Origin of the sequence: Micromonospora sp. NPDC047670, from assembly GCF_043204915.1 — a bacterium.
In the GTDB taxonomy this organism is placed as follows: domain Bacteria; phylum Actinomycetota; class Actinomycetes; order Mycobacteriales; family Micromonosporaceae; genus Micromonospora.
The window spans coordinates 49,273-63,079 of record NZ_JBIDDA010000010.1 but is presented as its reverse complement, the minus strand read 5'-3'; the positions used below and the strand labels follow the sequence as shown (position 1 = coordinate 63,079).

General features: G+C 73.5%; 13 protein-coding genes. 5 read left to right on the top strand and 8 right to left on the bottom strand.

What is annotated here, in order from left to right:
• Positions 1-14: 14 nt before the first annotated feature.
• The 5 genes from ACGF7U_RS22955 to dnaE form a co-directional block, all read right to left on the bottom strand.
• Entirely contained in the window at positions 15-707 is a 693-nt protein-coding gene (locus ACGF7U_RS22955; RefSeq protein WP_393109760.1) for an ABC transporter ATP-binding protein, read from the bottom strand.
• Complete coding sequence (locus ACGF7U_RS22950) at positions 694-1,455, bottom strand: ABC transporter ATP-binding protein (RefSeq protein ID WP_393109758.1); 762 nt, start codon at positions 1,453-1,455, stop codon at positions 694-696. Before ACGF7U_RS22950 ends, ACGF7U_RS22955 begins: the two co-directional genes overlap by 14 nt.
• Before the next feature lie 318 nt (positions 1,456-1,773).
• Complete coding sequence (locus ACGF7U_RS22945) at positions 1,774-2,811, bottom strand: aminotransferase class V-fold PLP-dependent enzyme (protein WP_393109756.1); 1,038 nt, start codon at positions 2,809-2,811, stop codon at positions 1,774-1,776.
• Between the two features lie 135 nt (positions 2,812-2,946).
• Positions 2,947-3,846, bottom strand: a complete 900-nt coding sequence (locus ACGF7U_RS22940; protein ID WP_393109754.1) for a hypothetical protein — start codon at positions 3,844-3,846, stop codon at positions 2,947-2,949.
• A gap of 62 nt (positions 3,847-3,908) precedes the next feature.
• Positions 3,909-7,439: a DNA polymerase III subunit alpha gene (dnaE, locus tag ACGF7U_RS22935; RefSeq protein WP_393109752.1), complete on the bottom strand. Its 3,531-nt coding sequence runs from the start codon at positions 7,437-7,439 to the stop codon at positions 3,909-3,911.
• A gap of 237 nt (positions 7,440-7,676) precedes the next feature.
• Here dnaE and ACGF7U_RS22930 point away from each other — a divergent pair, with 237 nt between their 5' ends.
• Positions 7,677-8,243: an RNA polymerase sigma factor gene (locus ACGF7U_RS22930; protein WP_393109750.1), complete on the top strand. Its 567-nt coding sequence runs from the start codon at positions 7,677-7,679 to the stop codon at positions 8,241-8,243.
• Position 8,244: 1 nt separating this feature from the next.
• Positions 8,245-8,814: a hypothetical protein gene (locus ACGF7U_RS22925; protein WP_393109748.1), complete on the top strand. Its 570-nt coding sequence runs from the start codon at positions 8,245-8,247 to the stop codon at positions 8,812-8,814.
• Between the two features lie 34 nt (positions 8,815-8,848).
• Here the strand turns inward: ACGF7U_RS22925 and ACGF7U_RS22920 are convergent, their stop codons facing one another.
• Positions 8,849-10,225, bottom strand: coding sequence for a serine/threonine-protein kinase (locus tag ACGF7U_RS22920; RefSeq protein ID WP_393109746.1), 1,377 nt, complete (start codon positions 10,223-10,225; stop codon positions 8,849-8,851).
• A gap of 279 nt (positions 10,226-10,504) precedes the next feature.
• Between ACGF7U_RS22920 and ACGF7U_RS22915 the strand changes: the two genes are divergently transcribed.
• The 3 genes from ACGF7U_RS22915 (at position 10,505) to ACGF7U_RS22905 (ending at position 12,605) form a co-directional block, all read left to right on the top strand.
• Positions 10,505-11,185 carry a hypothetical protein gene (locus ACGF7U_RS22915; RefSeq protein WP_393109744.1) on the top strand — a complete coding sequence of 227 codons (681 nt, stop codon included), beginning with the start codon at positions 10,505-10,507 and terminating at the stop codon, positions 11,183-11,185.
• Between the two features lie 131 nt (positions 11,186-11,316).
• Positions 11,317-11,658 (top strand): PadR family transcriptional regulator, encoded by a 342-nt coding sequence (locus ACGF7U_RS22910; RefSeq protein WP_393109742.1) that lies wholly within the window; start codon positions 11,317-11,319, stop codon positions 11,656-11,658.
• Entirely contained in the window at positions 11,655-12,605 is a 951-nt protein-coding gene (locus ACGF7U_RS22905) for a permease prefix domain 1-containing protein (RefSeq protein ID WP_393109740.1), read from the top strand. Before ACGF7U_RS22910 ends, ACGF7U_RS22905 begins: the two co-directional genes overlap by 4 nt.
• Before the next feature lie 46 nt (positions 12,606-12,651).
• Here the strand turns inward: ACGF7U_RS22905 and ACGF7U_RS22900 are convergent, their stop codons facing one another.
• Together ACGF7U_RS22900 and ACGF7U_RS22895 are read right to left on the bottom strand one after the other, a co-directional pair.
• Positions 12,652-12,864, bottom strand: coding sequence for a DUF397 domain-containing protein (locus ACGF7U_RS22900; protein ID WP_393109738.1), 213 nt, complete (start codon positions 12,862-12,864; stop codon positions 12,652-12,654).
• Positions 12,855-13,661 (bottom strand): Scr1 family TA system antitoxin-like transcriptional regulator, encoded by an 807-nt coding sequence (locus tag ACGF7U_RS22895; protein ID WP_393109736.1) that lies wholly within the window; start codon positions 13,659-13,661, stop codon positions 12,855-12,857. Before ACGF7U_RS22895 ends, ACGF7U_RS22900 begins: the two co-directional genes overlap by 10 nt.
• Positions 13,662-13,807: the final 146 nt, after the last annotated feature.

Genomic DNA, 13,807 nt, shown 5'->3' with positions numbered 1-13,807 from the left:
CGTCGAATCGAGAATCAGATGCCGAGGTACGACAGCAGCTCGCGCTCCCGCGAGCGCACCTCGGAGTTGTCCATCGCCTCCGCGACGCGTCCCTCGGCCAGCAGGTAGTGCCGGTCGGCGACGCCGGTGGCGAAGTGCAGGTTCTGCTCGACCAGCAGCACGGTCACCCCGTGCCGCTTGGCCTCGCGCAGGAGGTCGCCGACCTGCTGCACGAGCAGCGGCGAGAGCCCCTCGGTCGGTTCGTCGCAGAGCAGCAGCCGGGCGCCCATCCGCAGCACCCGGGCCAGCGCGAGCATCTGCTGCTCGCCGCCGGAGAGCATGGTGGCGGCCGAGTCCCGCCGCTGGTAGAGGGCGGGGAACGCCTCGTACACCCGCTCCAGCGACCATGGGTCGGGGCCGACCGTCGGCGGCAGGGTGAGGTTCTCCGTCACGCTGAGCGTGGCGTAGCTGCCCCGGTCGTCGGGGACCCAGCCGAGCCCCAGCCGCGCCCGCCGGTACGCGGGCAGCCTCCCGATGTCGCGCCCGTCCAGCTCGACCGTGCCGCGCTGGCCGGTGTGCAGGCCCATCACGCAACGCAGCAAAGTGGACTTGCCGGCGCCGTTGCGCCCGACGAGCGTGACCACCTCGCCGGCGGAGACCTCCAGGCCGACGTCCCGCAGCACCTGCGCCTCGCCGTACCAGGCGGACAGGTTCTCAATGCGCAGCATCAGCGGCTCCCAGGTATGCGGTGATCACGCGTTCGTCGGCGCGGACCTGCTCGTACGGGCCCTCGACGAGGACCCTGCCGGCCTGCAGGACGGTGACGGTGTCGGCGAGCCGCCCGACCACGCTCATGTTGTGCTCGACCATCACGACCGTCCGGCCCTGCCGGACGCGCGCGATCAGCTCGACGGTGCGGTCGACGTCCTCCAGTCCCATGCCCGCGGTCGGCTCGTCGAGCAGCAGCACCTTCGGGTCCAGGGCGAGGGCGATGGCCAGTTCCAGCGCCCGCTTGCGCCCGTACGCCAGCGCCTCTGCGGGGGCCTCGGCCAGCTCGCCGAGCCCGACCATGTCGAGCAGCTCGGCGGCCCGGTCGGTGTAGCGGCGCATCAGCTTCGCCGAGCGCCAGAACCGCCAGCCCAGCCCGCTCGACGACTGGAGCGCCAGCTCGACGTGCTCGCGGGCGGACAGCTGCGGGAAGAGGCTGGTGATCTGGAACGACCGGGCCACGCCGAGCCGGGCGACCTGCTCGGGGGGCAGCCCGGTCACGTCGCGGCCGGCCAGCTCGATCCGGCCGCCGCTGGGCCGCAAGAATCCGGTGAGCAGGTTGAACAGGGTGGTCTTCCCGGCGCCGTTCGGGCCGACCAGCGCGTGCACGCTGTCGGCCGCGATGTCGAGGTCGACGCCGTCGACCGCCCGGAAGCCCCGGAAGTCGCGGGTCAGCCCGCGAGCCGACAGGAGCGCTTGCCCGGCCATCGCCTACTCCTTCGCAGGTGTCGCTACGGCCGGATCGGTGACCGTGGTCACATGGCCGTCGCGTCCTGGAAACGTACGGCTGCGCGGAGACGTCGATCTATGTAGACGGGGACCATATTTCGGACCGCCGGGCCGTGCGCCGGCCCCACCCGGCCGAGGACCTCCCCCAGCCGTGCGCATCGACGATGACGACTGCCGGGCCGGCCCGCACCACGGTCATGTGGGCGGGCCATAGCGTGCCCCGCCCGCCTTTCATGGACGACAGGGGCGACTTCGACAGCTTCCGTGGTCGCCGGCTCCCGACGGGCGCGCCCCGGTTCAGCCGGTAAGCGCGTCCAGGGCGAGGTCGACGTCGTCCTCGGTGGAGTAGACGTGGAAGGAGGCCCGGACCCGGCCGGCGCGGACCGCCGCGCGGACGCCGGCCCGCTCCAGCCGCTCCCGCGCCCCCGGGACCTCCACGGTGACGATGGCGCTGTCCCCCGGCGGCCGGCCCAGCCCCGCGAGGAACCGGTTGGCCAGCGCGACGTCGTGCGCGTGCACGGCCGGCACGCCGATGTCGACGAGCAGTTCCAGGGCGGGGGCGGTGCCGACCCAGCTGAACCAGGCGGGCGAGATGTCGAACCGGCGGGCGTCGGCGGCGAGGCGCAGCGGCGGGCCGTAGTAGGAGGCGTGCGGGTCCTGGCCCGCGTACCAGCCGGCCGCGTCGGGCCGCAGCCGCTCGCGCAGCGCCGGGGCCAGGTAGGCCAGCGCCGAGCCGCGCGGGGCCATCAGCCACTTGTACGCCCCGGCCACGACTACGTCCGCGAGGCTCGCGTCGAACGGCAGCCAGCCGCACGCCTGGGTGGCGTCCACCGCGACGAGCGCGCCGTGCGCCCGGGCCGCCGCGACGATGTCGTCGTACGGGGCGACGGCGCCGTCGGCGGACTGCACCAGGCTGAACGCGACGAGGTCGGTGCCGGCGTCGATCGCATCGACCAGCCCGGCCAGCGGCACGGTACGCACCTCGACGCCCCGCTCGGCCTGCACCAGCCAGGGGAAGAGGTTGGAGGTGAACTCGACCTCGGGCACCACGACGGTGGCGCCGGGTGGCAGCGCGGCGGCGACCGGCGCCAGCAGCTGCGAGACGGTGCTGCCGATCGCGACGTCGGCGACGGGCACTCCGACCAGCCGGGCGAAGGCGACGCGGGACCGGTGCGTCGACTCGCCCCAGCCCTCCCACGACGTCCGCCCGACCCGCCAGTCCGCCAGCGCCGCCTGCACCGCGTCCCACACCGGGTCGGGCGGCAGCCCGTAGCTGGCGGTGTTCAGCCAGCCCGGCTGCGGTTGCCACAGCTTCTGCGCCTGCGCGATCTCCACCCCACCGACGCTAGCCACGGTCGCCGGCGCCCGGCACGGCCAATCCCGTGATGCTGGCCCGGACCGTCGGGACGCCCGCCCCGGGCCGCCCGGGGACGCCGGGCCTCGGTCTCTCCCGGTCGGATCCGCCCGGCCTCAGGCCCCGGCGCGGAGCGCGCGCAGTGCCCGGTGGACCTCGCGCAGCCCCCGGTCGAGTGGCCAGCGCGCGATCTCGGCCAGGGGGTGCCGCGCCCGTAGCCGCCGGACGATCTCCCATCCGACCAGGTAGCCGCAGCGCTTCGGCAGGTCGGCGGCGTGCGGCGAGTCCCGCATCAGGAAGTACGCCGCGTGGTGCTCGACGTCAGTGGCGTCGAGGTCGGCGTCGATCCGGCCCAGGATCTCCGGCCACCTGGCGCGACACCCGTCGAGCCAGGCCCGGTGGCCCGGGCGGCCGAACCAGAGGTATTCCTCGTCCGGCAGGCCGGGCGCGGTCTCCGCCGAGACCTGGGTGGCGAGCCCCTCGCTGAGCAGCGAGTTGGCCACCCCGTGGCTGGGCCAGTCGCGGGTGGCGGCCAGCCGGTCGTGCACCACGTGCGCCGCCTCGTGCAGGACGAGCAGCCGGTCGTTGCCCGGCGGGCCGAGCTCCTCGACGGCGAGGAAGAGGCCGAACCGGCCGTCGAGGCGGTCCGCCCAGCCGTTGGCCCGGTGCAGCCCCACCAGCACCACGCAGTCGAGCGGGTCGCCGTCGCCGACCCAGCCCATCGCGTCGGCGACCGACGCCACACTCTCCGGCAGCAGCGCGCGTACCGCCGTGGAGCGGGCGGCGAGGTCGGCGCCGCAGTCGCGGAGCCGGGCCAGGACGGCGGCGAGGTCGTCGGGGCGCGACCACTCCCCCTCGCGGTCCAGCTCGGCGAAGACCTCCGGGTGGCGGCCCACGTAGCGTGCCCGCCAGAGGCCGGGCCAGTCCCGCGCCGGCACCTGCCCGCACTCGTCCAGCAGGGACAGGAAGTCGGGCACCAGATCGCGTACGCGAAGCTGGCTGATGCTGGTGGGCATGCCGTCATCCTGGCACCCGGAAGGCACACCGGCCGTCAGGGGATCACGATGACGACGGGCTGTCAGCTGACGTTGGCGGGGCCGAGGACGCTCTTCAGGTCGCCCATCAGCGCGGTGGTGGCCGCCACCCGGAACGGGCCTAGCCGCAGCGTGGTGACCTTGCTGCCGTTGAGCAGCTTTACGTGCACCTCGGTGTCGCCCGGGTGCAGCACCAGGGTCTCCTTGAGGCGCTCCACCAGCGGCGGCGTGCACCGCGTCACGGGGATGGTCAGGGTGATCGGCTTGCTCGCCGGGTTGCTGCTGACGTCCGGCATGGACATGTCCATCGCCATGATCCGTGGGGTGTCGTCGCGCCGGTCGACCCGCCCCTTGACCACCACGATGGCGTCCTCGGCGATGTACTGCCCGATCACCTCGTAGGTGTTGGGGAAGAAGAGCGTCTCCACGCCGCCGGCCAGGTCCTCCAGCGTGGCCGAGGCCCAGGCCCGGCCCTGCTTGGTGACCCGGCGCTGGACGCCGGAGAGGATGCCGGCGAGGGTGACCACGGCCCCGTCCGGGACGGTGCCCTCCTCCGACAGCGCGGCGATCGTGCAGTCCGCCGCCGCGCCGAGGACGTGCTCCAGGCCGAAGAGCGGGTGGTCGGAGACGTAGAGACCGAGCATCTCGCGTTCGAAGGCGAGCTTGTCGCGCTTGTCCCACTCCCCCTCGCCGATCACCGGCATCACCGTGGTGCTGCTGGTCTCGGTGTCGCCGAAGCCGGCGCCGAAGAGGTCGTACTGGCCGACGGCCTCCTTGCGCTTGACGTCGGCGTACGCGTCGATGGCCTCCGCGTGCACCGCGAGCAGCGCCTTGCGGGGGTGCTTGAGCGAGTCGAACGCCCCGGCCTTGATCAGCGATTCGATGGTCTTCTTGTTGCAGACCACCGCGTCGACCTTGGACAGGAAGTCGTAGAAGTCGGTGTAGTCGCCCTTCTCCTCGCGGCAGCGCATGATCGAGGCGACGACGTTCGCGCCGACGTTGCGCACCGCGCCGAGGCCGAAGCGGATCTCCTTGCCGACCGGCGTGAACGGCCCGGCGGAGGTGTTGACGTCCGGGGGCAGCACCTGGATGCGCATCCGGCGGCACTCCGAGAGGTAGAGCGCCATCTTGTCCTTGTCGTCGCCGACGGAGGTGAGCAGCGCCGCCATGTACTCGGCCGGGTAGTGCGCCTTCAGGTACGCCGTCCAGTACGACACCAGACCGTACGCCGCGGAGTGCGCCTTGTTGAAGGCGTACCCGGCGAACGGGACCAGCACGTCCCAGACCTTCTGGATCGCCTCGTCCGAGTAGCCCCGCTCCCGGCAACCGTCGCGGAACGGGATGAACTCCTTGTCGAGGATCTCCTTCTTCTTCTTGCCCATCGCCCGGCGCAGCAGGTCGGCCTGGCCGAGGGTGTAGCCGGCGAGGATCTGCGCGGCGCGCTGCACCTGCTCCTGGTAGACGATCAGGCCGTAGGTGGGGGCGAGGATCTCCCGCAGCGGCTCCTCCAGCTCCGGGTGGATCGGGGTGATCTCCTGGAGGCCGTTCTTGCGCAGCGCGTAGTTGGTGTGCGAGTCCACGCCCATCGGGCCGGGCCGGTACAGGGCGAGGACGGCGGAGATGTCCTCGAAGTTGTCCGGCTTCATCATCCGCAGCAGGGAGCGCATCGGCCCGCCGTCGAGCTGGAACACGCCCAGGGTGTCGCCCCGGGCCAGCAGCTCGTACGCGGCCCTGTCGTCCAGCGGCAACGCCAGCAGGTCCAGCTCCTTGCCGTGGTTGAGCTGGATGTTCTTCACCGCGTCGTCGATGATGGTCAGGTTGCGCAGGCCGAGGAAGTCCATCTTCAACAGCCCGAGCGACTCGCACGTCGGGTAGTCGAACTGGGTGATGATGACCCCGTCGGAGTCCCGGCGCATCAGCGGGATGTGGTCGATGATCGGCTCGGCGGACATGATGACACCGGCGGCGTGCACGCCGGTCTGTCGGATCAGCCCCTCGATGCCCCGGGCGGTGTCGATGACCTTCTTGACGTCCGGCTCGGCCTCGTACATGCCGCGGATCTCACCGGCCTCGGCGTACCGGGGGTGCTTGGGGTCGAAGATGCCCTCCAGGGGGATGTCCTTGCCCATCACCGCCGGGGGCATCGCCTTGGTGATCCGGTCGCCGACCGCGTACGGGTAGCCGAGCACCCGGGCCGAGTCCTTGATCGCGGCCTTCGCCTTGATGGTGCCGAAGGTGGCGATCTGGGCGACCTTGTCCTCACCCCACTTGTCGGTGACGTACTTGATCACCTCGCCGCGCCGACGCTCGTCGAAGTCGATGTCGACATCCGGCATCGAGACGCGCTCGGGGTTGAGGAAGCGCTCGAAGATCAGGCCGTGCGGGATCGGGTCGAGGTCGGTGATGCCCAGCGCGTACGCCACCAGCGAGCCGGCCGCCGAACCACGGCCCGGGCCCACCGCGATGCCCTGGCTCTTGGCCCACTGGATGAAGTCGGCGACCACGAGGAAGTACGACGGGAAGCCCATCTGGATGATGACGCCCAGCTCGTACTCGGCCTGCTTGACGTGGCCCTCGGGGATGCCGCCCGGGTAGCGCCGGGCCAGCCCGGCGAAGGTCTCCTTGCGGAACCAGGACTCCTCGGTCTCCCCCTCCGGGACCGGGAAGCGTGGCATCAGGTTGTGGAACTCGAACATCCCGGTGGGGTCGACCTTCTCGGCCACCACCAGCGTGTTGCGGCAGCCCTCCAGCCAGAGGTCGGAGTTGTCGACGCCGCGCATCTCGTCGGCGGACTTGATGTAGTAGCCGCTGCCGTCGAAGCGGAACCGGTTCGGGTCGGCCACGTTCGCCGCCGTCTGCACGCAGAGCAGCACGTCGTGCGCCTCGGCCTGGGACTCGTGCGTGTAGTGCGAGTCGTTGGTGACCACCGGCGGGATGTCCAGCTTGCGCGAGATGTCGTGCAGCTCCTGGCGGACCCGGCGTTCGATGCTGATGCCGTGGTCCATGATCTCCAGAAAGTAGTTCTCCTTGCCGAAGATCTCCTGGTACCGCGCCGCGGCCTTGAGCGCCTCGTCGTACTGGCCCAGGCGCAGCCGGGTCTGCACCTCACCGGAGGGGCAGCCGGTGGTGGCCATCAACCCCTCGGAGTTCTCGGCGAGCAGCTCCGCGTCCATCCGCGGCCACTTGACGAAGAAGCCCTCGGTGTACGACCGGCTGGTCAGCTTGAAGAGGTTGTGCAGCCCGGTCTTGTTCTTCGCCCAGATGGTCATGTGGGTGTAGCCGCCGCTGCCGGAGACGTCGTCGCTCTTCTGTTCCGGCCGGCCCCAGCGCACCCGCTGCTTGTGGAACCGCGACTCCGGCGCCACGTACGCCTCGATGCCGAGGATCGGGGTCACGCCGGCGGCCATCGCCTGCTTGTAGAAGTCGTTCGCGCCGTGCATGTTGCCGTGGTCGGTCATCGCCACCGCCGGCATGCCCTGCCGCTTGACCTCGGCGAAGAGGTCCTTCAGCCGGGCCGCCCCGTCGAGCATCGAGTACTCCGTGTGCACGTGCAGATGCGCGAACGAATCGCCCATGCGTGGCGCCCCCCCCGGGTCGGATCATGGGATGGTCGAGGTCGGTCGGCCTACCCTATCGCCGCCGGAAGAAGCCGCTCCAGACGCCGCGCGGGGCGGAGCGGGCGGGGTGGTGTGGATCTCGCCGGCTGCCGCCTGGGGACGGCCCGACAGTCGGTTGCCGGACTCGTGGCGACCCGTCCGGCGGCGCCGGCCGTACCCTGAGCGGACGGTATCCGGCGAGCATTGGACGACCTGATGCCCCTCGCGGACGGTGTCGAGGACCTGGCCGCGTCGGCGTCGCGCGGTGACCCGGCGGCGCTCGACGCGTTGCTGGCCGCGGTGCGCCCGGAGGTGCTGCGGCTGTGCGCCCGCCTGCTGCCGAACCGGGAGGACGCCGAGGAGGCGTGCCAGGACGCGCTGCTCGCGCTGGCCCGGGGCATCACCCGGTTCGAGGGCCGGTCGTCGTTCCACACCTGGCTCTACCGGCTGACGGCCAACCGGGCCCGCTCGACGTACCGGGTGCTGCGTCGGCGTTGGCTGGTGGAGGCCGGCGGCGTGCCGCTGCCGGAGGCGTCGGACCCCCGGCGGACCAGCGTGGTCGCCGGCACCCGGCTGGACCTGCTCGACGCGCTCGACTCGGTCCGTCCCGAGCTCGCCGAGGCGGTGACGCTGCGGGACGTCCTCGGGCTGGGCTACCGCGAGATCGCCGCCCTGCTCGACCTGCCGGAGGGCACCGTCAAGTCCCGGATCCACGAGGCCCGCCGGCAGGTCCGGCACCGGCTGTCCGGGGAGCCGGACCGCACCGGCGACGGGCGGCGGTGACGTGGCGGCCCGCCGGCTTCGGTGGCGGCTCGCCGCCGCCGGGCTGGTCGCGGTGACCGTGGCCGGGCCGCTCGCGGGGTGCGGCGGCAACGCGCCGGTCTCGCCGCTGCCCGTCCAGCCGCCGACGACCACCGTCGGCGCCGCCGGCCCGCCGACCTCCCCCACGCCGTCCGCCGCGCCGTCGCCGTCCAGCCCGCCGGCCCCGCCGGTCGTGGTTCCGACGTCCCGGCGTCCCCCGCCGGTCCCGCCCGCGACGACCACCACCCGGCGTACGCCGCCCGCGACGCGGTCGCCGAGCGGGCTGCCCGGCACCTGTCACGGCGCCGTGCGCTACGACCTGGTGCTGGCCGAGACCGAGCTGGCGCTGCTCACCTCGCTCTGCTTCGCCACCGGTGGAGTGCTGCGGATCATCGGCATCGGCCCGGGCGAGGTGACCGTGGACCGGGAGGACCTCGTCTCCCGCAGCTACGAGGCCGGGGTGGTGGACATCCGGTTCGTCCGCCCCGGCACCGTGGCGGTGCGGATCCCGCAGGACGGCACCACACACGAGATCACCGTGGTCGTCCGGTAGCGGGCTGCCGGCCACGAGCGTCCGCCACGCGGGGTCAGCGCACCCGTACGCCGGCCAGCAGGGCGTCGACGAAGTCGGTCCCGCTGCCGGCGGGCGGCGTGAGCTGCACGTAGATCAGGCCGCGCCCACCGGGGGCGAGCCCGGCGGCCTCGACCAGCACCGGCCGTCCCGCCGCGCAGGCGAACCGGGCCACCACCCAGTCGACGCCCCCCTGCCGGGTGTGACGCACCGGCGCGGCGGCGCACGACGCGTGCGGGCGCTCGGCGACGTACCCCGCCGGGGTGGTCCGGGCGGCGATGCTGGCCGACAGCCCGACGAAGGCGCCCGGCACGGTCGGGTCCACCGCCCACCGGTGCGGTTCCGGCGACATCACCAGGGCCGGTTCGAGCCGTCCGTCGGCACCGTAGTGACCGGCCCAGCCGGTGCCGGTGGCCCGCCACCCGGGCGGTAGCGCCACCGTCACCGGTCCGCTGCTCCAGGTGCCGGCGGGCCGCCCGGCGGTCGCGCCGTCGCCGGCCGTGGCGCCGACCGCGACGAGGGCCGCGACCCCCAGCCCCAGCACCCCGCGCCGCCGGCCGGCCCGCTGGGCCCGGCGTGACCGGTCCTCCGCCACGGGTACGGGTGACCGGGGAACGGGGGCGGCGCCGGCGCGGCGCAGGGCGGCGCGGAAGGCCGCGGCGTCGGGGTGGCGGTCGGCCGGGAGGGTGGCGGTGGCGCGGCGCAGCACCGCCGCCACCTCCGGCGCGACGCCCGCGCGCAACCGACTCGTCGCGCCCGGCGGCGCGGCTGCCGCGCCGAGGAGCCGGAGGCCGAGCCGGCCCAGCCCGTACACGTCGGCGCGGGTGTCGACGACCGCGAGCGGGTCGTCCTGCTCCGGCGCCATGTAGCCCGGGGTGCCCGCCCGGGCGGTGAGACCGGAGGCGGCGGCGAGCGCCTTGGCCAGCCCCAGGTCGGCGACGAGCACCCGCTCGCCGTCCGGGGAGGACCGGAAGAGGACGTTGCCCGGGGTCAGGTCGCGGTGCACCACGCCGTGGCGGTGCAGCACGGCGACGCCGGCGGCGATCTCGGCGAGCAGGTCCAGGGCGACCGGCACGGGGATCGGCCCGGCCGCGAGCCGGTCCCGCAGGCTGCCGCCGTCGGCCCAGGCCAGCACCGCGTACGGCCGGCCGTCGGGCAGCTCGCCGACCCCGTGGACCCGGACCAGCCGCTCGTCGTCGAGCCGCCGCAGCAGCCGGGCCTCGTCGAGGAAGCGCTCCCGCACCCGCAGGTCGTGGTGCCAGTTCTCGGCCAGCACCTTGATCGCCACCCGGGAGTCCAGCACCGGGTCGTGGCCGAGCCAGACCGTCGCGAACGACCCCGCGCCGAGCAGCCGCTCGATCCGGTAGGGCCCGATCCGCGCCGGACTGGTCACCGCACCACCCCCGCCACCGGCACCGCCGGCCGCCGCTCCGCCTCGACAGTAGACGGCGCGCCCGGTCGGCGGCAGCCCTCGGCGGAGGTCGCCGGCGCGTCCGGGGGGTGCGCCGCCACCGGCCGGCCGCTCCGCGTCACCGCCACTCCGGCTGCGGCGGGGCGGCTCGCCGTGGTCGACGCGACCAACCGACGCGACAGTCGGGAACCCGACGAACCGATCCGGCCGGCGGGGTGACCAACAGGACAGGACACCCGAACTCCGGAGGAGGAAATCACCGTGCACCGTCTCTCGTACACCGTCGTCACCGCCCTGCTGGCCGCGGCCGGGCTCGCACCGTTCACCGTGGCGGCCCCGGCCGCCGCCCGGCCGGAGGCCGCCGCCCGATCGGAGGTCGCCGCCGCCCCGCCGGAGGTCGCCCGACCGTGGGCCGCCGCCGCGACCGAGACCCGGACCGGCCGCCCCGGCGGGGGCGGCGCGCCGGCCGGCGTCCACCGGGTCGCCGGCGGGCAGGACCAGACGCAGGTCATCAGCGTCCGGGGCGCTGGACCGTTCCGGATCGGGGCCAGCCTGGCGCGCCTGTCGGCCGCCGGCCTCATCGACTGGGTGGCCCCCGGGTGCGGCGGGGTCGTCCACGCCGGCGTCACCGGGGCCTGGGCGGGCGTCATCCTGCTGGCCTTCCGCGACGGGCGGCTGGTGGAGGTCGGCACCGCCACCGCGCCGCCCCACTCCCCCGCCGGCGCGGCGGTGGGCATGACCTTCGCCGAGCTGGAGGAGATCTACGGCCGGCGGGGCGCGCTGATCCGCAACGACGCGGGCGACGCGTCGGCGTACCTGGTGCGGTTCGGCTCGCGGGTGGAGCTGTTCACCGGTCACCCGATCCGGCCGGGCGTCGGCTACCTCCAGGTCGGGCTGGCGTCCTTCGTCGAGCGCACCTTCCGGGAGGGCCGGACCTGCTGAGAGGCGACCGGGAAGGCGGGGCGTGAACGGTGCCCCGCCTTCCGCCCATCCCGGCCCCGACACAGTGATGGCGTAGCTCACGACGTTATGCCGCTAGACAATGGTGTGTGGCACACAGTATGGTGTGACGCATGGTGAGCGATGAGATCCTGCGGACGCACCTCCAGGAGCTGCGTCGGGGCACCGTGGTGGTGGCGAGCCTCGTCGCCCTGCGCCGCCCCGACTACGGCTACGCGCTGCTGCAACGCCTCTCCGACCACGGCTTCCCGGTCGACGCCAACACGCTCTACCCACTGCTGCGGCGGCTGGAGGAGCAGGGGCTGGTGACCAGCGAGTGGAACACCGAGGAGAGCCGGCCGCGCAAGTTCTACCGGACCAGCGAGGAGGGCGAGTCGGTGCTGGACCGGCTCCTCGCCGACCTGACCGCCGTGCACACCTCTCTGACCAGGCTGATCGAAGGAGCCGACCGATGACCCCCCTGACCGACCGCTATCTCGCCGCGACCCTGCGCTCGGTGCCGGTCGCCCGCCGCGAGGAAATCGCCACCGAGCTGCGCGCCTCCATCGAGGACATGGTCGAGGGCCGCACGGCGGGCGGGCAGGACGCCGCCACCGCCGAGCGCGAGGTGCTCACCGAGCTGGGCGACCCGGCGAAGCTCGCCGCCCGCTACGCCGACCGCCGGTTGCAGCTCATCGGCCCGGCCTACTACCTCGCCTGGGAGCGGCTGCTGAAACTGCTGCTCAGCTTCGTGCCGGCGACGGCCGGCGTGCTGGTGGGCCTGCTGGCGGCCACCGACGGCGACAACGCCGGCGGAGCCGTCGGTGAGGGCGTCGCCACCGCCCTCACGGTGGCCATCCAGATCACCTTCTGGGTCACCCTGGTCTTCGCGGTGCTGGAGCGCACCAGGACTCCCCTGCACCTGCCCGAGTGGAGCGTCGACCAGCTCCCGGAGAGCCCGGCCGAGCGGCAGATCACGCTGACCGACACCGCCGCTTCGATCGGCTTCCTGGCGCTCTTCATCGCCTACCTGCCGTTGCAGCACTTCCGGTCGTTCGTGCCCGCCGACGGCGACGAGAACCTGCCGGTCCTCGACCCCGCGCTGTGGAGCTTCTGGCTGCCGTTCCTGATCGTCGTCCTGGTCGCCACCGTGGGTCTGGAGATCGCCAAGTACCGCAGCGGCCGCTGGACCTGGCCGCTGGTCGCCGCGAACGCGGTGCTCGACCTGGCGTTCGCGGTGCCGGTGGTCTGGCTGGCGTCGACCGATCGGCTGCTCAACCCCGACCTCGTGGCCCGCTTCGAGTGGCTCGGCGAGGGCGACAACCTGAACACCGTCGCCACCGTCGTGGTCGCCGGCACGGCGCTGGTCGTGCTCTGGGACGTCGTCGAGAGCGTCCTCAAGGCGCTCCGCGCCCGCCGCTGACCCGACCACGCCGCACGGCCCGGCACGCCCCCGGCGTGCCGGGCCGTCAGCCGTGCCGGGCGGGTCGGAGGGCGCCGGTGGTGGCCGCGGCCAGGAAGCCGGTCCAGGCCGTGGGGCCGAAGGCCAGCACCGGCCCGGCCGGGTCCTTGCTGTCGCGTACGCCGACCACGCCGGCCAGGTTCGTCGCCACCTCGACGCAGGTGGACCCGCCGTTGCTGCTCCGGGTGGACTTCCGCCAGATCGCGCCGGTCAGGTCCACGACCGCGCCACCTCCTGAATCAGCTTCCGGGATGCCCTGCGGGGGAGCGCCTCGCCCCGCACCCGCTCCCATGCTCGTTGAAGGCTATCAACGTCCTCTGACCGATCTGTGACGTGCGCTCGCAACTGGTTGTCGAGATGGGCCACCTCGGCGCCGTCCGTCGTGCGGGCCAGGATGAACGGCCCGGCAAGCCCAGGATGCATGCCCACCTCGGCGGGCACCACATGAATATCGACGTGGGGAAGCTCCCCCACGTTCAGCAGGTGCCCGAACTGCTCCGCCATCACGGCCACGTCGCCGATCTGGCGGCGCAGCACCGACTCGTCCACGACGAAGACGACCTCCGGCGGGGCCTCCCGGCTCAACACCGCCTGGCGGGCCAGCCGGGAGGCCACCCGCTGCTCGATCTCGGCCTCGCGGAGCATGCCGCCGCCGGTGAGCACCGCGCGGGCGTACGCCTCGGTCTGGAGCAGGCCGGGGATCAGGGACGGCTCGAACCAGCGGATCAGCGTCGCCTCCGCCTCCACCTGGATCCACTCCCGCAGCCACGGCGGGGCGGCGTCCGCCCGGACGAGGGCGAGCAGCCGCTCGAAGAAGCCGCCCGACTCCAGCGCGGCGTCGAGTCGGCCGACGAAGTCCTGCGACGGGGTCCGGTGCCCGATCTCCACCATGCCCACCAGCGAGGACGAGTAGTTGATCCGCTGGGCCAGCTCCTCCTGGCTCAGCCCCCGGTCGCGCCGCGCGCGGCGCAGCTCACCGCCGAGGAACTCCAGCGTGGACAGTTGGCCGCCACCCATCACACCTCCACCACAGCCCCACCGGTCACCGCCAGCGCCCGCCACCGGGGGCCACCCGGCCGGCACCCCCGAGTGGTGACCCGTCGACGCCTTCCGACCGTAGTCGGCCGGGCGGCAGAGTGTGAGCAGGCGCGACGGAGGAGGTC